Origin of the sequence: Thermocatellispora tengchongensis (assembly GCF_014202315.1) — a bacterium.
Classification (GTDB): Bacteria; Actinomycetota; Actinomycetes; order Streptosporangiales; family Streptosporangiaceae; genus Thermocatellispora; species Thermocatellispora tengchongensis.
On the sequence record NZ_JACHGN010000030.1, the window covers coordinates 59441 to 79331 of the forward strand.

The window sequence follows — 19891 nt, forward strand, 5'->3', positions numbered from 1 at the left end:
GGGCAAGCCCGTCAGGCCGTCACTGGAGGTTCTTGGTGTTGGGCGGGACGGCGGTGCTCGGCTCCACCGGGGGGTCGGACGGCGGGGTGGGGGCGCGGCGGTTGCGGCGGCGGACGTAGAACAGGCCGAACAGGCCGCCGGCGATGCCGGCCAGGCAGGTCCACAGCCACCAGCGCTGGTCGGGGGAGGGCTGGACGATCAGCAGGACGATCGCGGCGACCGCCCACAAGGCCGTGCCCGCCAGGAAGGTCGCCGAGTCGTTGGTCTTCATCGGCTCCAGGTCGGGGCGGCGGTGTGGCTGGGTCACGTGGTCCAGCGTAGGCGACGGGGGACGGATCGACGCGGGTGGTGGTGGGGTACGTCCGCGGGTTGGCCACGAATCGGTTGCGGAAGGGTCAAAATCGGCAGTTGACTCTTTCGAATCGTGTAAGCGGCTGACACTGTGCGGCCGTGAGTGACACCACAGCCTCCCCGAAAGACTCGCCTACACCACCACCGCCGACTCGTACCGGCTTCGCCGGATTTCTTGATCGCTATTTCGAGGTCTCGGGGCGCGGTTCGACGTTCGCCGCCGAGATCCGCGGCGGGTTCGCCACCTTCTTCACCATGGCCTACATCGTGGTGCTGAACCCGATCATCATCGCCGCGGTGCCCGACAAGACCGGGCAGTTCCTCGGTGACGGCGCGGCGCCGAACTTCCCGCTCGTCGCCGCGGCCACGGCGTTCGTGGCGGGCGTGCTGACGATCCTGATGGGCGTGATCGGCCGGGTGCCGTTCGCGCTGGCGGCCGGGCTCGGGCTGAACGCGTTCGTGGCCTACAGCATCGCCTCCCAGATGTCCTGGGAGGACGCGATGGGGCTGGTGGTGCTGGAGGGCATCGTCATCCTGGTCCTGGTGCTCACCGGGTTCCGCACCGCGGTCTTCCACGCGATCCCCAACGCGCTGAAGACCGCGATCAGCGTCGGCATCGGGCTGTTCATCGCGCTGATCGGGTTCGTGGACGCAGGGTTCGTGCGCAAGACCGCGGCGGGCACCGTGCCGGTGCAGCTCGGGTCGCTCGGCACCGGGTCGCTGATCGGCTGGCCCACGCTCGTGTTCGCGGTCGGGCTGCTGGCCACGGCGTTCATGGTGGCGCGGAAGCTGAAGGGCGCCATCCTGATCGGCATCCTGGGCACCACCGTGCTGGCCGTGATCGTCGAGGCCATCGCCGACGTGGGGCCCCAGGTTGTGGACGGCAAGGTGGTCGATCCCAACGCCTGGTCCCTGATCGATCCCGGGATACCGGGCCAGATCGTGGCGACGCCGGACCTGTCGCTGCTGGGGCAGTTCAGCCTGTTCGGCGCGTTCGCCGAGACCGGCGTGGTGGCGGCGGTGCTGCTGGTGTTCACGCTGATGCTGGCCGACTTCTTCGACACGATGGGGACGATCGTGGGCGTGGGGCGGCAGGCCCATCTGGTCCGCCCGGACGGCACTCTGCCGCGGACCCGGGAGATCCTGCTGGTGGACTCCCTGGGGGCCGCCGCCGGTGGGGCGGGGTCGGTCTCGTCCAACACCACCTACGTCGAGTCCGCCTCGGGCGTGGGCGAGGGCGCGCGTACCGGGCTGGCCAGCGTGGTCACGGGGCTGCTGTTCCTGCTGGCGATGTTCCTCGCGCCGCTGACCGAGGTCGTGCCGTCGGAGGCGGCGGCCCCGGCGCTGATCATCGTGGGCTTCCTGATGATGACCCAGGTCCGCGAGATCGACTTCAACGACTACGAGATCGCGATCCCGGCCTTCCTCACCATCGTGCTGATGCCGTTCACGTACTCGATCACGGCCGGCATGGGCGCGGGCTTCGTGACGTACGTGGTGATCAAGGCGTTGCGCGGCAAGTCCCGCGAGGTGCACCCGCTGATGTGGCTGGTCGGGGTGCTGTTCCTGATCTACTTCACGGTGGAGCCGATCCGGCAACTGCTGGGGGTCTGAGTCCACTTCCGCGTTCGATGGGCGAAATAGTGCGGTAAATCCGGCAAGGCAGGATTTACCGCACTATTGCGTTTCGCTGAAGGGGGAGGGTGGGTCGCCGTGGCCTTGCCGCAGGGAGCGCTCGATCACCGGTACCGGGGTGAGCATCCGGTACGCACGCTGGCGTACCTGTTCACGGACGAGCGCGCCCGGGTCGCGCTCGCCGTGCTGGCGTTCGACGACGGCACCCCGGCCGTGGTGGACTTCGACCTGTCCGTACGCCCCGGCGAGACGGTCGCGCTGGTCGGCGCGTCGGGCGCGGGCAAGTCCACGATCCTGAACCTGGTGATCGGGTTCATCCGGCCCGACGCGGGGCGCATCCTGCTCGACGGGCGCGACATGAAGGAGCTGGACCTGCGCTCCTACCGCCGTTTCGTCTCCGTCGTGCCGCAGGAGTCGATCCTGTTCGAGGGCAGCATCCGCGACAACGTGGCGTACGGGCTGCCGGACGTCTCCGACGACGTCGTACGCCGTGCGCTGCGCGACGCCAACGCGCTGGAGTTCGTGGACCGGCTGCCCGAGGGCTTGGACACGCTGGTGGGGGAGCGGGGCGCCCGGCTGTCGGGCGGGCAGAAGCAGCGCCTGGCCATCGCCCGCGCGCTGATCCGCGACCCCCGGGTGCTGGTCCTGGACGAGGCCACCTCGGCCCTGGACACCCGCTCCGAGGCGCTGATCCAGCAGGCGCTGACGCGGCTGCGCGCGGGCCGTACGGTGTTCGTCGTCGCGCACCGGCTGTCCACGATCCGCACCGCCGATCGCATCGTGGTGCTGGAACGCGGCAGGATCGTGGAGGTGGGCACGCACGACGAGCTGCTGCGCCGGCGCGGCGCCTACTCCGGCCTTCAGGCCGCGCAACTCGGATAGCAGGCCCTGACCTGGAAGGAATACCGCGGTGCCGCGTATAGTTAGCAAAGGTAATGACTCATGCTAACGAACACCCCAAAGAAGGACCCCGTCGTCAACCTACGCAGCGACGCCGGTCTGGCAGCCGCCCTGCGCGTGTCCATGGCGCGGCTGAACCGGCGATTGCGCCGCCAGTCCACGGTGGGCTCGCTGACCCCCACGCAGGTCGCGGCCCTCGCGGCCGTCGAGCGCAGCTCCGGGATCACGCCCGGAGAGCTGGCCGAGCTGGAGAAAATGCAGCCGCCCTCGATGACCAGGGTGATCGCCGCCCTGGAGGAGCGGGGGCTGGTCTCGCGCACCCCGCATCCGACCGACCGGCGGCAGGTCACGGTGACCGTCACCGAGGCGGGCTCGGCCTTGCTGAAAGAGGAGCGCCGCCGCAAGGAGGCGTGGCTGACCCAGCGCCTGAAGGAGCTGACTCCGGAGGAGCGCTCGGTGCTGCGCGCCGCGGCGCCGATCCTGGAGAAGCTGAGCCGGATCTAGCCGCGGTTCGCGCCGAGGGCGCCTCCGCCGGCGCCGCGGGCGAGGACGACGCCGTCACGGGCTCCCGCGAGGAGTCCGACGAGCCCGAGGAGCCCGAGGAACCCGGCGCGGCGGCGTCCACGGTCACCGCCGACGCCGTCGCGGACATCCCGCGGAGGTCTCTCCGCACCCGGCTGCGCCGCCGCCTGCCGCGCCGCCGCCGGGCGGCCGAACGGGCCGCGGCGCAGGAGATCCAGGCCGCCGGATCGGGCGGCGCCCAGGTCGTGCCCGAGGCGAAGGCGGCGGGCGGCATGTTCCGCTCGCTGCGCAACTACAACTACCGGCTGTTCGCCTCCGGTGGCGTCGTGTCCAACGTCGGCACGTGGATGCAGCGCACCGCCCAGGACTGGCTGGTGCTCGACCTGACCCACGGCAGCGCCGCCGCGCTCGGCACCACCACGGCGTTGCAGTTCGCGCCGCAGCTCGTGCTCGGGCTGTGGGGCGGCATGCTCGCCGACCGGTACGCCAAGCGTCCGCTGCTGATCGCGGCCCAGAGCGTCATGGGCCTGCTCGCGCTCACCCTGGGCCTGCTGACCGTCACCGGCAACGCCCAGGTCTGGCACGTGTACGCGATGGCGCTGCTGCTGGGGATCATCTCCTGCGTGGAGGTGCCCACCCGGCAGTCCTTCGTGGTCGAGATGGTCGGCCGCGACGACCTCGCCAACGCCATCGCGCTGAACAGCTCCAGCTTCAACCTGGCCCGGGTCGTCGGCCCGGCGCTCGCCGGCGTGCTGATCTACGCGCTGGGCGGCACGGGACCGATCTTCCTGCTGAACTTCCTGTCCTTCGCGGCGGTGATCAGCAGCCTGCTCCTGATGCGCCGGTCCGAGCTGCGCACGCCCGAGCCCGTGCCCAGGGCCAAGGGCCAGCTCCGCGAGGGACTGCGCTACGTGCTGGACCGGCGCGAGCTGCTCGGCCCGATCCTGCAGATCGCGTTCATCTCGATGTTCGTGCAGAGCTTCTCGATGTCGATCGCGCTGATGGCCAGGACCGTCTTCGGCGCGGACGCCTCCTCCTTCGGCGTGGCGTCCAGCGCGTTCGCGGTCGGAGCGCTCGGCGGCGGGCTGCTGGCCGCCCGGCGTACCCGGCCGAACCGCAGACTGCTGGTCGGTGGCGCGCTGGCGTTCGGCGTGTTCCAGATCCTGGCCGGGGCGGCGCCGTCGTACCCGGTGTACCTGGCGCTGCTCGTGCCGGCCGGCATCGCGATGATCACCGCGAACACCGCCGCCAACGCCACCCTGCAGCTCGGCACCACACCCGAGATGCGCGGGCGGGTCATGGGGCTGTTCATCCTGGTGTTCACCGGCGGCGCCCCGATCGGCGCGCCGCTGATCGGATGGCTGTCCGACCTCGCCGGGCCGCGTACCGGTGTCATGATCGCCGGAGTGATGAGTGTGGCCGGCACCGGACTGGCCATGCTGATGACCAGGGTCATCAGCAACAGGAGGAAGTCCCATGCGGTTGTTCGCGGCGCTGCTCCCGCCGCCGGCGTCGCTCGATGAGCTGGCCGGCGCGATCGAGCCCCACCTCGGCGGGTGGCCCGGCCTGCGCTGGCTGCCGCGCGAGAACTGGCACGTGACCCTGGCCTTCTACGGCGAGGTGCCCGAGCAGGTCCTGCCCGGCCTGCGCGTACGCCTGGCGCGCGCCGCCTCGCGCTACGAGCCGATGACGTTCGCCTTCGCCGGCACCGGCGCGTTCCCCTCCGCGCGCCGGGGCCGGGTGTTCTGGTGCGGCCTGTCGGGGCCGCGCGACCCGCTGTCGCGCCTGGCCGACTCCCTGGCCGCCGCCGGACGCCGCGCCGGGGTGCAGATGGGCGAGCCCAAGAGGTTCCGCCCCCACCTCACCCTGGCCCGCGCCCGCGCCGACGTGGACGTGCGCGAGCTGGTCGCCGTCCTGGACGCCTTCGCCGGCACGCCCTGGGAGGTCACCGAGATCCACCTGGTGCGCAGCCACCTCGGCGCCCATGTGCGCTACGAGACCCTGGAGTCCTGGCCGCTGGGCCGCCGCGCCCCCGGGCCGGGCGCACGCCGGGACCGGGGCGGCGGCCGGAGCAGGGAGCGGGGCAGCGGCGGGAGCGGAGAGCGGGGCAGCGGCGGGAGCACAGCCGAGGGCGGCTAGGCTCACTGCGTGGACCGACCCCGACGCTGGCTGCTGCCCACGGTGCTCGCCGTGCTCGTCCTGATCGTGGTGCTCGGCGCCCTGCTCACGTAGCGGCCGGGCGCCCTACCAGGCGTAGTCCTCCGGCGCGGTCTTGTGGCCGGGGAAGATCTCGTCCAGACGGGCCAGCGCCTTGTCGTCCAGCTTGATCTCCAGCGTGCGCATCGTGCCGTCGAGCTGCTCGATCGTGCGCGGGCCGATGATCGGCGCGGTCACCGCGGGCTGGTGCAGCAGCCAGGCCAGGCCGACGTGTGCCGGGTCCTCGCCCAGCTCGTCGCAGAACGCCTCGTACGCCTCGATCTTCTCGCGGTGCTTGTCGAGCTGACGCTCCATGTGCTCGGCCGCCGAGCGGCCCTTGTCGATCTTACGCAGGACGCCGCCCAGCAGTCCGCCCGCCAGCGGGCTCCACGGGATCACGCCGAGCCCGTAGTCCTGGCAGGCCGGCAGCACCTCCAGCTCGACCGTGCGGGTGAGCAGGTTGTAGTGGCTCTGCTCGGAGACGAAGCCCAGGAAGTTGCGCCGTGCGGCGGCCTCCTGCGCCTTGGCGATGTGCCAGCCCGCGAAGTTGGACGAGCCCACGTAGATGATCTTGCCCTGCTGGCGCAGGACCTCCATCGCCTCCCAGAACTCCTCGTAGGGGGTGTCGCGGTCCACGTGGTGCGCCTGGTAGATGTCGATGTAGTCGGTCTGCATGCGCTTCAGCGAGGCGTCGCAGGCCCGGCGGATGTTCAGTGCCGAGAGCTTCTCGTCGTTCGGCCAGTTGCTCATCTTGCCGTTGAGCTTGGTGGCGATCACCGTCTTCTCCCGGCGCCCGCCGCCCTTGGCGAACCAGCGCCCGATGATGTTCTCGGTGATCCCCTCGCCGAGCTTCCAGCCGTAGACGTTGGCCGTGTCGAAGAAGTTGATGCCGAGGTCGAGCGCCCGGTCCATGATCGCGAAGGAGTCCTCCTCCGTCGTCTGGGGACCGAAGTTCATCGTGCCGAGACAGAGCCGGCTGACCGAAAGACCGCTGCGTCCTAGGTGCACATATTCCATGACCTCACCATAAGAACCTTGAGTGCACTCCAGTCGAGCCCGTCGCGCACGTCTCGGTGAGCGGGAAACGGGGCATGATGGCGGGGTGGGGATCAGACCGGGGGCGATCATCGTAGCGCTGTGCGCGCTGGTCATGCTGCTCGTCACGGCGCCGGCCGCGACGGCGTCGGGGGCGGCGGCAGTGTCGGGGGCACGGGCGGTGTCAGGGGCGCTGTCCGGGCCGACGTCGGTGCCGGCTTCAGGGCCGGCGTCGGTGGGGCGTGACGACGGCGAGCGGCTGCTGTTCCGCTTCCAGGACCCGGCGATCACCGAGTCGAGCGGGCTGGCCCTGTCGCCGGCGCACGAGGGCGTGATCTACACCCACAACGACAGCTCGGCCGGGCCGATCTTCTTCGCGGTCGGGCCGAAGGGCAAGACCCGGGCCACGTTCCGGCTGAGCGGGGCGGCGGCGCGCGACTGGGAGGGCATGGCCGTCTCCACCGACCCCGCCACCGGGCGCGGCGTGCTCTGGTTCGCCGACATCGGCGACAACTTCGACGGCGGCTGGCCCGACGTGTCGGTCTACCGGGTGGACGAGCCCGCCACCCTGCGCGACGCCACCCTGCCCGCCACCCGCTACCGGTTCCGCTACGAGGACGGCGGGCGCAACGCCGAGGGCGTCATGGTGCACCCGCGCACCGGGCGGCTCTACATCGTCAGCAAGGAGTTCGCCGGCGGGGTGTACGCCGCGCCGCGCAAGCTGCGTACCGACCGGGTCAACGTGCTGCGCCGCGTCGGCTCCGCGCCCATCATGGCCACCGACGCCGCGTACGCGCCCGACGGCTCGGGCTTCGTGATCCGCACCTACTTCTCCGCCACGATCTACAGCGAGCCCGGCAAGAGCGTGGGCAGGGTGACCATGCCCTCGCTGGACCAGGCCGAGTCGATCGCCTACACCCGCGACGGCAAGGCCCTGCTGACCGGCTCCGAGGGCGCCAAGAGCCCGGTCTACCAGGTGCCGATCCCCACCGGGGTGCTGGCCAAGCTCGCGCCCGCCACCGCGAAGGCCGCCGCGCCGGCCACCTCCCCGCCCGCCTCCCCGCAGGCCCGTGAGCGGAGCGCGGGCGCCAGTGAGGTCTCGGCCGCCGGGCCCTCCGGCAGCGGCGTGCCGGTGCGCATGATCTTCCTGTGGCTGGCCGTGGCCGTGTGCGCCACCGTCATCGTGGCGCTGATCGCGCGCACCGCCCGCTGATCGCGCTGCCGTACTCACCGCGCTGCCGTACTCACCGCGCCTGAGTACGGCAGCGGATGAGGGCGCGGCGGCCGATGGGGCATGGTTGCCCCATGATGCGAGCGAGTGGCCGGCCGGCGTGCCCCGGATGCGGGGCCGAACTGCCGGACGGCGCCACGGGGGAGCCGGCCTGCCCGGCGTGTGGGCTGGCGCTACGGGGGCCGGCGGCACACGAGCTGTGGCAGGTCGATCAGGCCCTGGCCGGGCTGGAGGCGGAGCGGGAGCGGCTGCGGGCGCGCAGGGCGTACCTGCTGTCGGTGCTGCGCCACCAGCCGCCACCGCCCGGGGCGCCCGTGCCCCCGCCCGTGCCCGTGGGGGCGGTGCCGCCTGGGGTGCCGCCGCGGCCGGAGGTGTCGGCGCGCGGGGCGCAGAACGTGCTGCTCGCGATCGGCGGCGTGTTGCTGACCGTGGCCGCGATCGTGTTCACGGCGGTGAGCTGGGGGCGGCTCGGCATCGGCGGGCGGGCGGCGGTGCTGGCCGGCTTCACGGCGCTGGCCCTGGCGGTGCCGGTCGCGCTGCTCCGCCGCGGCCTGCGCGCCACCGCCGAGACCGTGGCCGGCCTCGCCGCCGTCCTGCTGCTTCTGGACGCGTACGCGCTGTGGCGGCTCGACGCGGGCGGGGTGCGGGCCGTCGAGACGGCCGACTACGTGGCCCTGACCTGTGCGGTCGTCGGCGCGATCCTGGGGGCGTACGGCGGCGCGGCGGCCCTGCGGGTCCCGGTGGCCATCGCCGTCGGGCTCGGCCAGTTCGTGCTCCCCCTGGCCTTCGGCGACACCCTGGACGCGATGATCGCCATGCTGACCGCCACCGTGGCACTCGATCTCGTCCTGGCACGCTACGTCCGCGTGCCCGCCACGGCCTGCGGGGCGGCGGTCTTCGGCGTGGCGCTCGCGCTGGGCGTCGCCGGCGCGCTGATCGCGCAGACCTGGCAGGAGGCCCTGCCCCGCTCCGCCCTGCTCACCGCCCTGGCCGCGCTCGGTGTGCTCGCCGCCGCCCGCCGCGACGCCACGGGCGTGTTCCGCCTGTGGCAGGCCGCGTGCGGCGTCGTCGTCGCGGTGGCGCTGATCACCGCGCTGGTGGCCCCGTCGCGCCCGATGGGCGACTGGCGCGGCGACTGGCAGCTCGCCCTGGTCGCGCTCGCCGCCCTCCTGGTCGGCGCGGCCATGGCCGCCTGGACGCCGTGGCGCCCCACGCGGGCGGGCGGCATGTGGACCGCGGGCGCGGTCCTCGGCCTGGTCGCCCTGGTGCCCCTTGCCGGCGTCCTGGAGAGCCTGGCCCGTCCGTTCGAGCTGTGGGCCGGCACCCTCGGCGCCGGGGCGTGGCCCGACCGGCTCCCCGACCCGCTGTGGCACGGCGCCACCGCCGCCGGCCCGGTCGTCTACGGCCTGGCCGCGCTCGCCCTGGCCCTGCTGTCCCGCTCCCTCCAGGACGCCTCCGCCGCGTCGGCGTCGCGGATCGCCGCCGTGGCGGTCGCGGCGGTGGCCGTGGCCTGCGTGCCGGACGCCTACGGGCTGCCGTACCCGGCGGGGCTCGGGGTGCTGGTCGCGCTGGTGGCGGGGCTGGTCGTGGCCGCCCGGTGGGTGCGGCCCCCGGCCGGGGCCGCGGCGGTCGCGGCGGTGGCGGCGGCGCTCGCGGGCGCGTACGCCTTCGGGCACGTGGCCGCCACGCTGGCGGTGCTGCCCGCGCTGGCGCTGCTCGCCGGGCTGGTCGCGTGGCGGTCCCGGGGCCGCCTCCGCGACGGCGCCCTCGGCGCGGGGGTGCTGCTGCTCGGCCAGGAGGGCATGGCCGTGGGGCTGGCCCTGGGCTGGTCCCCGCCGGTGGCGGCGAGCGTGGGGTGTTCCGTGGCGGGCGTGCTGCTGGGCGGCCTCGCGGTGCGCTCGCGGCGCCCGCGCGCCGGATACCTGGCCGCGGCGTTCCTGGTGCTCGCCGCCTGGCTGCGGATCGGGGCGGCGGAGGTGACGGTGGTGGAGGCGTACACCCTGCCGTGCTCGGTGGCGCTGCTCGGCTTCGGCTGGGCGGCGCGGCGCAGGGTGGAGTCGTCGTGGACGGCCTACGGGGCCGGGCTGTCGGTGACGCTGCTGCCCAGCCTGGCCGCGGTCTATCTGGGCGAGGGGTGGCTGCGTCCGCTGCTGCTCGGGACCGTCGCGCTGGGGCTGCTGCTGCTCGGCGGGGTACGCCGGGTGCAGGCGCCGGTCGTGCTCGGCGGCGGCACGCTGCTGGGCGTGGCGGCGCACGAGCTGGCGCCCTGGGTCGCGGAGGTCGTGCTCGCGGTGCCGCGCTGGGTGCCGATCGCGCTCGGCGGGCTGCTGCTGGTGCTGGCCGGGGCGACGTACGAGGCGCGCAAGCGGGACGTGCGCCGCCTGCGCGACCTGCTCGCCCGGATGCGCTGAGGCTCGCCCGGATGCGCTGAGGCTCGCCCGGATGCGCTGAGGCTCGCCCGGATGCGCTGAGGCTCGCCCGGATGCGCTGAGGCTCGCCCGGATGCACTGAGGCTCGCCTGGATGCACTGAGGCGCCCATGCTGACTACAGCCGATCACATGCGGGGGACGAAGGGCTCGCCGCGCAGGGCGCGCTCGACCAGGTCGATCGAGGCGGCGAGGCGGACCAGGCGCGGCCCCTCCTGCCGGTACGCCTCCAGCACCGCCTCGATCGCGTGTGGCGGCAGGTGGTCCTTCAGGTCCACGGCCGCGCCGCGGTAACCGGCCCGAGCCGCCTCGATGGCCGAGCGGACGTGGTAGCCGGCCATGCGGGCGAGGGCCAGCGGGTGGCGGCGGAGCACGCCGTAGGCGCGGTAGTCGGGCGGCACCGCGTCGAGCAGCCAGGCCACGGCCGAGGACTCCCAGTCGGGGTCGCCGGGCGGGCGGACCTCGGCGGGCCAGCCGGGTGGCACGTACACGCCTCCATGCACCCCTCCATGCTACCGAACTGCTGTTCGAGCGGCCGGGCGGTGCCTACCGGCCGGTTTCGCAGATGCGCGCAATCGGGTCATACGCATCTATTACGCTCTGACCAGGGACGCCGTGCCCCGGCGGCGTCACCCGATCATGGAGGTGCTCGGCATGCCCGCGAAGGAGGCGACGTGACCGAGCGGATCGGGGTGATCGGAGCGGGCATCGTCGGGCTCGCGGTGGCCCGCGAGCTGGCCCGCACCCGCGGCGCGACGGTCACCGTCCTGGACAAGGAGGACCACGTGGCCGCGCACCAGACCGGCCACAACAGCGGGGTCGTGCACGCCGGCATCTACTACGCCCCCGGCTCGCTCAAAGCCGCCCTGTGCCGGGAGGGCGTGGCCATGCTGCGCGCCTACTGCGCCGAGCACAAGCTGCCGTACGAGGAGGTCGGCAAGCTGGTCATCGCCGCCACCGCCGCCGAGCGCCCCGCCCTGCGCGGGATCGCCGAGCGCGCCCGCGGCAACGGCGTGCCCGGCATCGCCGAGCTGGACGCGCTCGCGCTGCGCGACGTGGAGCCGCACGCCGTGGGTGTGGCCGCGGTGCACTCGCCGCACACCGCCATCGCCGACTTCCCCGCCGTCGCCCGGCGGCTGGCGGCCGACGTCGAGGAGCTGGGCGGCGGCATCCGCCTGTCGCACCCCGTCACCGCGCTGCGCGAGACCGCCGCCGGGGTCGAGGTGCTGGCGGGCGGGCGCAGATTCGTCTTCGACCGGCTGATCGCGTGCGCCGGGCTCGGCACCGACGCGGTCGCCAGGATGGCCGGGCGCGACGGCGAGGTGCGCATCGTGCCGTTCCGCGGCGAGTACCTGTCGCTGGTCGGCGGGGCCAAGGACCTCGTGCGCGGCCTGATCTACCCGGTGCCCGACCCGCGCTACCCCTTCCTCGGCGTGCACCTGACCCGGCGGATCGACGGCGAGGTGCTGGTCGGGCCGAACGCGGTGATGGCGCTGGCGTTCGAGGGCTACTCCTGGGGCCGGGTCAAGCCGGGCGACCTGCGCCGCATCCTGACCTACCCGGGCACGCTGCGGCTGGCGGCCCGCCACTGGCGCACCGGCCTGCGCGAGGTCTACGGCTCGCTGGTCAAGCGGTCCTTCCTGGCCGCCGCCCGCCGGTACGTGCCCGAGCTGAGCGCCGCCGACCTGGCCCGCGCCGGCGGCGGCGTACGCGCCCAGGCGGTGCGCCGCGACGGCACCCTCCTGGACGACTTCGCCATCGACACCCATGGCCGCATCGTGCTGGTCCGCAACGCCCCCTCGCCCGCCGCCACCTCCAGCCTGGCCATCGCGCGCCACATCGGCCGAGTGGTCTCGCGCGCTTAACGGGATTCTTAGGGAGCACCGCCAGGATGGACCCCGTGACCGATTCCCCCGAGGCACGACTGCTGATCGTCGAGGACGAGCCCAACATCCTCGAACTCCTCGCCGCGAGCCTGCGCTTCAACGGGTTCGAGGTGGCCACGGCCAAGAGCGGGCTCGACGCGGTGGCCGCGGTGCAGCGGCACCGCCCCGACCTGATCGTGCTCGACGTGATGCTGCCCGACATGGACGGCTTCGACGTCGTACGCCGGCTGCGCGGCGGCGGCACCCACACGCCGGTGGTGTTCCTCACCGCCAGGGACGCCACCGAGGACAAGATCCGCGGCCTGACCCTGGGCGGCGACGACTACGTGACCAAGCCGTTCAGCCTGGAGGAGGTGGTGGCGCGCATCCGCGCGGTGCTGCGCCGCACCAGCGGCGACCCCTCGCTGCCGCCGCCCCGGCTGACCTTCGCCGACATCGAGCTGGACGAGGAGAGCCACGAGGTGTGGCGCGGCGGCCGGCCGGTCTCGTTGTCGCCCACCGAGTTCAAGCTGCTGCACTACTTCATGACCAACGCGGGCCGGGTGCTGTCCAAGGCGCAGATCCTGGACCACGTGTGGAACTACGACTTCCGCGGCGACGCCGCGATCGTGGAGTCGTACGTGTCGGTGCTGCGCCGCAAGGTGGACAACTGCGACCCCCGCCTGATCCACACGCTGCGTGGGGTGGGGTACGTGCTGCGCGTGCCCCCGACCGCCTGATGCGGCGCGCGCCCCTCCGCGTCAAGCTGATCGCGGTCACGCTGGCGCTGCTCGCCTTCGGCCTGGTGCTGACCGGCGTGAGCAGCGTGTCGGTGCTGCACGGCTACCTGATCGACCGGGTGGACGCGCAGCTCACCATGATCGGCGGCGACGTGGTGCGGCGCAGCAGGCGCGGCCCCAACTCCCTGGCCAACATCCGCCTGCCCCCCAACGCGATCGTGCAGCTCCGAGGGCCGGGCGACCAGGTCCTGCTCACGCTGAGCGGCATGGACGCCGAAGGCCGGCCCCCGCCCCGGGTGCCCACGCGGGCCCCGGTAGAGCCGTTCACCACGGACGCCGTCACCGGCGACGGCCAGTGGCGGGTCCGGGTGACCGCGCTCGGCGAGTCGGGCGGTTTCGTGGTGGCGACGGACCTGGCCGAGGTGCGTCAGATCACCTCGCACCTGATCCTGATCGAGGCGCTGGGCGGCGGCGGGATCATGCTGATCCTGGCCGCCGTGGGCGTCGTCATCGTCCGCCGCAGCCTGCGGCCCCTCGCCGAGATCGAGCGCACCGCCGAGGCCATCGCGGCCGGGCAGCTCGGCCGCCGCGTGCCCGACCTCGACCCGGGCACCGAGGTGGGGCGGCTGGCCCGTTCGCTCAACGGCATGCTGGCCCAGATCGAGGCCGCCTTCCGCGCCCGGTCGGAGTCGGAGGCCAACGCCCGCAGGTCGGAGGAGAGCGCCCGCCGCTCCGAGGAGCGGATGCGCCGCTTCGTCGCCGACGCCTCCCACGAGCTGCGCACCCCGCTCACCTCCATCCGCGGCTTCGCCGAGTTCTACCGGCAGAACCCCGAGGGCGACCCGGTGGCGCTGCTGCGCCGCGTCGAGGACGAGGCCGCCCGGATGGGCCTGCTCGTGGACGACCTGCTGCTGCTCGCCCGGCTGGACCGGCAGCGCCCCCTCGCCGCCGACCCCGTGGACCTGCTCGCCCTGGCCGCCGACGCGGTGCAGAGCGCCCGCATGCTGGCCCCCGACCGCGAGATCACCCTCGGCGTGGACGGCGCGGCCCTGATCGTCCCCGGTGACGAGGTGCGGCTCCGCCAGGTGATCGGCAATCTGATGACCAACGCCCTCACCCACACCCCCGACGGCACCCCGATCGCGGTCCGGGTGGGCGCGGCAGGCGAGCGCGCGTACCTGGAGGTGGCCGACGAGGGCCCCGGCCTCGCCCCCGAGCAGGCCGAGCGGGTCTTCGAGCGCTTCTACCGCGCCGACAGCGCCCGCAGCCGCGAGGGCAAGGCGGAGGGCGGCACCGGCCTGGGCCTGGCCATCGTCGCCGCCCTGGTCGAAGCCCACGGCGGCACGGTCGCGCTCACCTCCGCCCCGGGCGAGGGCGCCTGCTTCCGGGTCGAACTCCCCCTCGACACCGGCTGATCGACACCGGTCGAACCATCGAGATCGTCACATCCCCGGCCAGGACGGGTCGGGGAACGCGGTGGCGCCGGCGGAGGGGAGCACGACCTGGTCGCGCTCGCTCAGGCCGCTGACCACCTCGACGTACAGGTCGCCGCGGACACCGAGCTCGACCGGGCGCTCCACGGTGCCGGAGGGGGTGCGCACGGTCACCGTGGTCGCGCCGCCGGGGCCGGTGTGGACGGCGCGCGCCGGGATCGAGATGGCGTTCCCGGCCTCCTCGGTGGTGACCTCCACGATGGCGGTCTGGCCGACCAGGACGTCGGCCGGCGGCCTGTCGAAGGCGATCATCACGCCGTAGCGGACCAGGTCGCCGTCCACGCTCGCGGCCGGGTCGATGGCGGCGACCTCGCCGGTGTACTCCTCGCCGGGGCGGGTGGCCAGGCTCACCCTGGCCTTCTGGCCGATCTTCAGCTTGCCCACGTCCGTCTGCGAGAACATCGCCTCGACCTGCGGCTCGTCCAGGTCGCCGAGCGTGATGAAGGTACCCGTGCCCGGGTCGGCGCCCACCCCGGCCGCGACCGACAGGATCGTGCCCTTCACCGGGGCCTTGATCGACACGCCCGCCAGCGCCTCCTCGGCGTCCTCCAGGTCGTTCCTGGCCTCGGCGAGGTCCGCCTCGGCCTGTGCGACGGTCGTGACGCGCTGGGCGCCGCCGGTCCGCGTGCCCTGGACCGGGGCGGTCTGCTGCCCCTGCTGTCCCTGCGTGTCCTGCTCGCCGGTGGACGCGCAGGTGGGGGCCGCGGTCGGGGACTTGGCGGTGGGGGTGGCCGTGGGGGTGGGTGTCGGGGCGGGCGGCGTGGTCTCGGGCCGGGTCTCCTCGGGCCGGGGCGAGAGCGCGTACGTCGGCTCGGGGAGCGGGCCGGGCCGGCGGGCCGTCGGCGCGGGCTCGGGCCGCTCCTGGCCGGCCGTACGGGTGGGGGTGGCCTCGGCGGGCGGCGGGGAGTGGTAACCGGCCGGGGCGACGGCCGCGGCGGCCTTCGGCCTGCCCGAGCCGCCCGAGCCGCCCGCCGAGGGACGGGCCGTGGGCTGCGCGCTCTGGGCCGGCGCGCAGGTCGTGCCCATGGAAGGGCCGGTGGAAGGGCCGGTGGAAGGGCCGGTGGTGGCGCGGGTGCCGGTGCCCGTGCGCTGGTCGCCCTGCGTCTGCTGGTCGCCTTGCGTCTGCTGGTCGCCCTGCGCCTCGGCCTCCTCGGACTGCTCGGCCTCCTCGGCCTGGTCCACCGCCTCCTCGGCGGCGGCGACTGCGGCCTTGGCGGCGGCGTACTGTTCGCGGGCCACGGTGTCGTCGATGGTGGCCAGCAGGTCGCCCGCCTCGACCTTGTCGCCAGGCTTGACGTACACCTTCTCCACCGCGCCGGCCGCGCCGAAGGACAGCTCGCGCGTGTCGGCGGTCACGGTGGAGCCCGCCGCGGAGACCGCCGAGACGACCGTGCCGCGCGTGGCGGCGACGAGCCGGGGGGCGGCCGTGGCCGGTTCGCCGGAGTCCGCGAACGACAGCACGCCCGCGCACGCCACGGCGGCGACGGCGAGGCCCACCCCTGCCGCGCGCAGGGCGATCGATCTCATGGCGGTCATCTTCGACCGCGCAGTCCGGGCGCACGCTCAGCCCGAGCTGAGAGTTTGCTGTGTAGCCGGGCGATCCGATTCCTGGCAGGAAACGCTCAGGGAAGGCTGAGCTGGGGCCAAGCGGCGGGCTCCATCGTGGTCGCTTGTGAAGCTGTCGTTGCGGCGCAGAGCGCTGATCGTGAACGGCGCCCTCGCGGTGCTGCTTGCAGGCGGCGTGGGAGCCGCTTATGCCTCTCTCACCGGGGAGACCGGAGCAGGCGCCGCCCTCCCGGCCACCGTCGCGGTCACGCGCGGCACGGTCATGGCGTCGGTGTCCGCCTCCGGTTCGGTGGAGAGCGCGCGGACCCGGTCGCTGGACTTCACCGGCGGCGGCACCGTGGAGTCGATCAACGTCAAGGCCGGCGACCGGGTGAAGAAGGGCCAGGTGCTGGCCAGGCTGGACGACACCGAGGCCGCCGAGAACCTGGACGCGGCCAGGGCGAGCCTGGAGGCCGCAGAGGACGGCGACACCGGCACCGCCTCCGGCTACTCGCAGTACGTCAACGCGCTCAACGCCTACAAGCAGGCCAAGCGCGCCTACGAGGGCACCGTGCTGAAGGCGCCCTTCTCCGGCACGATCATCTCGGTGAACGGCACGGCCGGGGGCTCGGTCGGGGGCTCGTCCGGGGGTACCGGCGGCGGCTCGACCGGCTCGACCGCTTCGACCGGCTCGACCACGGGGGCCACCGGGAGTGGCGGGTTCATCGAGCTGGCCGACACCGGCAAACTGCGCATCGTGGGCACCTTCACCGAGGCCGACGTGACCAGGCTGAAGGTCGGCCAGGCGGCGACGGTCTCCTTCGACGCGCTCCCGGGCGTCTCCGCGGGCGGCAAGGTGACCCAGATCGACCCGGTGGCGCAGACCAGCGACAACGTCGTGCGGTACCCGGTGACGATCTCGCTGTCGGACGTGCCCGCGCAGGTGCGGCTGGGCCAGACGGCCAGTGTGCAGGTGGTGGTGGACCGGGCCGAGGACGTGCTGACCGTGCCCAGCACCGCGGTGCGCACGGCGGGCGGCCAGAGCACCGTGATCCTGGTGCGGGGCGGCACGCAGACCACGGCCCGGGTCGAGGTCGGGGTGAAGGGCGACCAGGCCACCGAGATCAGGTCCGGGCTGAACGAGGGCGACCTGGTGGTGCGCCAGGCGAACGCGACCGCCACGACCGGCCAGCAGGGGTTCCCCGGGCTCGGGGGCGGGCTCGGCGGCGGCGTCCGGATCGGCGGGGGAGGCGGTAACCGATGACGGCCCCCGTGCTGGCCGTACACGAGGTGACCAAGGAGTACGGCGCCGGCGACGCGCGGGTGCGCGCGCTGCGCGGGGTGAGCCTGACCGTGGACCGGGGCGACTACGTGGCGATCATGGGCGCGTCCGGGTCCGGCAAGTCCACCCTGATGAACATCCTCGGCTGTCTCGACGTGCCGACCAGCGGGACGTACCTGGTGGACGGCACCGACGTGGGCGCGCTGGACGAGCGGCGGCTCGCCATCCTGCGCAACCGCAAGATCGGGTTCGTGTTCCAGTCGTTCAACCTGATCCCCCGGATGTCCGCGCTGGCCAACGTGGAGCTGCCGCTGGCGTACGGCGGGGTGAGGGCGGGGGAGCGCAGGCGGCGGGCCCTGGCGGCGCTGGAGCGGGTCGGCCTGTCGGAGCGCGTCCACCACGAGCCGAGCGAGCTGTCGGGCGGCCAGCAGCAGCGGGTGGCCATCGCCAGGGCGCTGGTCACCGCGCCGGCGCTGCTGCTCGCCGACGAGCCGACCGGCAACCTCGACACCGACTCCACCCGGGACGTGCTGACGATCCTGGACCACCTGAGCGTGGGCGGGCGCACCATCGTGCTGATCACGCACGAGGACGACGTGGCCGAGCACGCCAAGCGGGTGATCCGGCTGGTGGACGGCCGCATCGTCGAGGACCGGCGCAACGCGCCCGTGGACGGCCCGCCGCCCAGGCGCGCGGGGGTGGGCGCGTGAACGCCCTGGAGGTCCTGCGCTTCGCGGCGCGCGGGCTGGCCGCGAACAAGATGCGCAGCGTGCTGACCACGCTGGGCATCCTCATCGGCGTGGCCGCGGTGATCCTGCTCACCGCGGTCGGCGAGGGCTCCTCGCGGGCCATCACCGCCGACATCCAGGCGCTCGGCGCCAACACGCTTACCGTCTCGTCGTCCACCGCGGGCGGGGGAGGCGGGGGAGGCGGCGGGTTCCGCGCGCTCCTCGGCGGCGGGCCGCCCGGCGGGGGCGGCGGGCAGCAGAACAGCGGACCCCGCACCCAGGCCAGGCCGCTGACCCTGGACGACGCCAGGGCGCTGGCCGACAAGGCCGACGCGCCGTCGGTGCGCAGCGTCTCGCCGGTGGTCACCGCCCAGCAGCAGGCCGCGGTGTACGAGGGCGCGAGCCACACGATTCAGCAGCTCGTCGGCACCTACCCGGCGTACTTCGAGGCGTCCAACAAGCCGGTAGCCAAGGGCGGCTACTTCACCGCCGACGACGTGCTCGCCGCCCGCAAGATCGTGGTGATCGGGCAGACCGTCGCGGAGAACCTGTTCGGGACCGTGGACCCGATCGACAAGCGGATCACGATCGGCGGCGTGCCGTTCACCGTGGTCGGGGTGCTGAAGGAGGCGGGCTCGTCCTCGGGGTTCCAGGACGCCGACGACGTGGCCATCGCCCCGCTGCCGGCCGTGCAGCAGAGCCTGACCGGCTTCGGCCCGCTCGGGCAGGTGATCGTCCAGGCGACCTCGGCCGCCACCGTGGACGCGGCGCAACGCGAGATCACCGCCGTGCTGAACCAGCGCCACGGCATCACCGGCGACCAGAGCGCCGACTACCGCATCCTGAACCAGGCGACGCTGCAGGAGACGGTCACCGCGGCCACGGGCACGTTCACCGTGCTGCTCGCCGCGGTCGCCGCGATCAGCCTGCTGGTCGGCGGGATCGGCATCACCAACATCATGCTGGTCACGGTCACCGAGCGGACCCGGGAGATCGGCATCCGCAAGGCCATCGGCGCGCCCAAGGGGGCGATCCTGGGCCAGTTCCTCGCCGAGGCGACCATGCTCAGTCTCGTCGGCGGCCTGCTCGGCGTGGCCCTCGGCGTGCTCGGCAGCCAGTTCACGATCGCCGGGGTGCGGCCGGTGGTCGTGCCCGCGTCGGTGGCGCTCGCGCTCGGCGTGTCGGTCGCCATCGGCCTGTTCTTCGGCGGCTACCCCGCCGGCCGTGCCGCCAGGCTGCGGCCGATCGAAGCGTTGCGGCACGAGTAGGCGGCAGGAGTAAAAGGTGATGAGGCAGATGAGCAGGGACCGGCGCGAGCACGAGCGCGGCGAGGGCGGCGAGGGCGGCGGCACGATGACCGCCGAGGAGCTGCTCGACACCTCGCCCTTCCGCGGTGACCTGGAGGAGGATCTGGCGGCCGGGCCGGAGCGCCGTCCGCCGTCCGGCCTTACCCTGGGCCTGGCCGCGGCCGTGATCCTGGTGTTCGGGGTGCTGGTGGGCATCCAGGCGCACAAGACGTTCGGCTCCGGCGCCGGCCAGGCCGCGGCGGCGCTGCCGGGCGGCGGCCAGCGTCTCGCGGGCGGCTACGGCGGGGACCAGGGCCTGGGGTATGGCGGCCGGCGGCCCCCAGGCGGCTACGGCCAGGGGCAGGCGCAGCAGGGCGGCCCGGCGGCGGATCTCACCGCCGGCACGGTCAAGCTCGTGGACGGTGAGAAGATCTACGTGCAGACCTCCGACGGCGCGACCGTGACCGTCACGACCTCCTCCGACACGAAGATCCAGGTGACCAAGGAGGGCAAGGTGTCCGATCTCAAACCGGGGACCACGATCGTGGTGCAGGGCGAGAAGGGCGAGGACGGCAGCGTCGCCGCGACGTCCGTCAACCAGGGCGGCGGTCTCGGCGCCAGGGGCACGCGGTGAGCGGCGTGCAGGGGCGGCGGC

Annotated in this window: 18 protein-coding genes; 14 read left to right on the plus strand and 4 right to left on the minus strand. The window is 73.7% G+C overall.

The window, feature by feature from the left end:
• Positions 1-19: 19 nt before the first annotated feature.
• Positions 20-307, minus strand: coding sequence for a DUF2530 domain-containing protein (locus HNP84_RS45480; RefSeq protein ID WP_312927167.1), 288 nt, complete (start codon positions 305-307; stop codon positions 20-22).
• Positions 308-450: 143 nt separating this feature from the next.
• On the opposite strand from HNP84_RS45480, the gene HNP84_RS45485 reads away from it, so the two are divergent.
• From HNP84_RS45485 to thpR, 5 genes are all read left to right on the plus strand, one after another.
• Positions 451-1965 carry an NCS2 family permease gene (locus HNP84_RS45485; protein ID WP_185056346.1) on the plus strand — a complete coding sequence of 505 codons (1515 nt, stop codon included), beginning with the start codon at positions 451-453 and terminating at the stop codon, positions 1963-1965.
• Between the two features lie 99 nt (positions 1966-2064).
• Entirely contained in the window at positions 2065-2868 is an 804-nt protein-coding gene (locus HNP84_RS45490; RefSeq protein WP_312927169.1) for an ABC transporter ATP-binding protein, read from the plus strand.
• Between the two features lie 60 nt (positions 2869-2928).
• The gene (locus HNP84_RS45495; RefSeq protein WP_185056347.1) at positions 2929-3390 is read left to right on the plus strand and encodes a MarR family winged helix-turn-helix transcriptional regulator; all 462 of its coding nucleotides are present in this window, start codon (positions 2929-2931) and stop codon (positions 3388-3390) included.
• On the plus strand, positions 3297-4931 hold the full coding sequence (locus HNP84_RS45500) for an MFS transporter (RefSeq protein ID WP_312927171.1): 1635 nt from the start codon (positions 3297-3299) through the stop codon (positions 4929-4931). The genes HNP84_RS45495 and HNP84_RS45500 overlap by 94 nt, the downstream gene beginning before the upstream one ends.
• Positions 4885-5547, plus strand: coding sequence for an RNA 2',3'-cyclic phosphodiesterase (gene thpR, locus HNP84_RS45505; protein ID WP_185056348.1), 663 nt, complete (start codon positions 4885-4887; stop codon positions 5545-5547). Before HNP84_RS45500 ends, thpR begins: the two co-directional genes overlap by 47 nt.
• 105 nt (positions 5548-5652) lie before the next feature.
• On the opposite strand, the gene HNP84_RS45510 is transcribed toward thpR, so the two are convergent.
• Positions 5653-6621, minus strand: coding sequence for an aldo/keto reductase (locus tag HNP84_RS45510; protein WP_185056349.1), 969 nt, complete (start codon positions 6619-6621; stop codon positions 5653-5655).
• A gap of 85 nt (positions 6622-6706) precedes the next feature.
• On the opposite strand from HNP84_RS45510, the gene HNP84_RS45515 reads away from it, so the two are divergent.
• Positions 6707-7852: a YjiK family protein gene (locus tag HNP84_RS45515; protein ID WP_312927173.1), complete on the plus strand. Its 1146-nt coding sequence runs from the start codon at positions 6707-6709 to the stop codon at positions 7850-7852.
• Positions 7853-7944: 92 nt separating this feature from the next.
• On the plus strand, positions 7945-10281 hold the full coding sequence (locus HNP84_RS45520; RefSeq protein WP_185056350.1) for an SCO7613 C-terminal domain-containing membrane protein: 2337 nt from the start codon (positions 7945-7947) through the stop codon (positions 10279-10281).
• A 144-nt stretch (positions 10282-10425) separates the two neighbouring features.
• Here HNP84_RS45520 and HNP84_RS45525 read toward each other — a convergent pair whose 3' ends face one another.
• Complete coding sequence (locus HNP84_RS45525) at positions 10426-10788, minus strand: hypothetical protein (RefSeq protein ID WP_185056351.1); 363 nt, start codon at positions 10786-10788, stop codon at positions 10426-10428.
• Between the two features lie 183 nt (positions 10789-10971).
• Between HNP84_RS45525 and lhgD the strand changes: the two genes are divergently transcribed.
• From lhgD to HNP84_RS45540, 3 genes are read left to right on the plus strand one after another with little or no spacing between them, the layout of a single operon-like run.
• Positions 10972-12162 carry an L-2-hydroxyglutarate dehydrogenase gene (gene lhgD, locus HNP84_RS45530; RefSeq protein ID WP_312927176.1) on the plus strand — a complete coding sequence of 397 codons (1191 nt, stop codon included), beginning with the start codon at positions 10972-10974 and terminating at the stop codon, positions 12160-12162.
• Positions 12163-12188: 26 nt separating this feature from the next.
• A complete protein-coding gene (locus HNP84_RS45535) occupies positions 12189-12902 on the plus strand; it encodes a response regulator transcription factor (RefSeq protein ID WP_185056353.1) in 714 nt (237 codons plus the stop codon).
• A complete protein-coding gene (locus tag HNP84_RS45540) occupies positions 12902-14317 on the plus strand; it encodes a sensor histidine kinase (protein WP_185056354.1) in 1416 nt (471 codons plus the stop codon). The genes HNP84_RS45535 and HNP84_RS45540 overlap by 1 nt, the downstream gene beginning before the upstream one ends.
• Before the next feature lie 27 nt (positions 14318-14344).
• Here the strand turns inward: HNP84_RS45540 and HNP84_RS45545 are convergent, their stop codons facing one another.
• The gene (locus HNP84_RS45545; protein ID WP_185056355.1) at positions 14345-15922 is read right to left on the minus strand and encodes an efflux RND transporter periplasmic adaptor subunit; all 1578 of its coding nucleotides are present in this window, start codon (positions 15920-15922) and stop codon (positions 14345-14347) included.
• 145 nt (positions 15923-16067) lie between these two features.
• Between HNP84_RS45545 and HNP84_RS45550 the strand changes: the two genes are divergently transcribed.
• Genes HNP84_RS45550 through HNP84_RS45565 form a run of 4 tightly spaced genes read left to right on the plus strand, consistent with a single transcriptional unit; the run spans position 16068 to position 19870 of the window.
• Complete coding sequence (locus tag HNP84_RS45550; protein WP_185056356.1) at positions 16068-17204, plus strand: efflux RND transporter periplasmic adaptor subunit; 1137 nt, start codon at positions 16068-16070, stop codon at positions 17202-17204.
• Positions 17201-17932, plus strand: coding sequence for an ABC transporter ATP-binding protein (locus tag HNP84_RS45555; protein ID WP_185056357.1), 732 nt, complete (start codon positions 17201-17203; stop codon positions 17930-17932). Before HNP84_RS45550 ends, HNP84_RS45555 begins: the two co-directional genes overlap by 4 nt.
• Positions 17929-19218 carry an ABC transporter permease gene (locus HNP84_RS45560; RefSeq protein WP_185056358.1) on the plus strand — a complete coding sequence of 430 codons (1290 nt, stop codon included), beginning with the start codon at positions 17929-17931 and terminating at the stop codon, positions 19216-19218. The genes HNP84_RS45555 and HNP84_RS45560 overlap by 4 nt, the downstream gene beginning before the upstream one ends.
• A 28-nt stretch (positions 19219-19246) precedes the next feature.
• Positions 19247-19870 (plus strand): hypothetical protein, encoded by a 624-nt coding sequence (locus HNP84_RS45565; protein WP_185056359.1) that lies wholly within the window; start codon positions 19247-19249, stop codon positions 19868-19870.
• Positions 19871-19891: the final 21 nt, after the last annotated feature.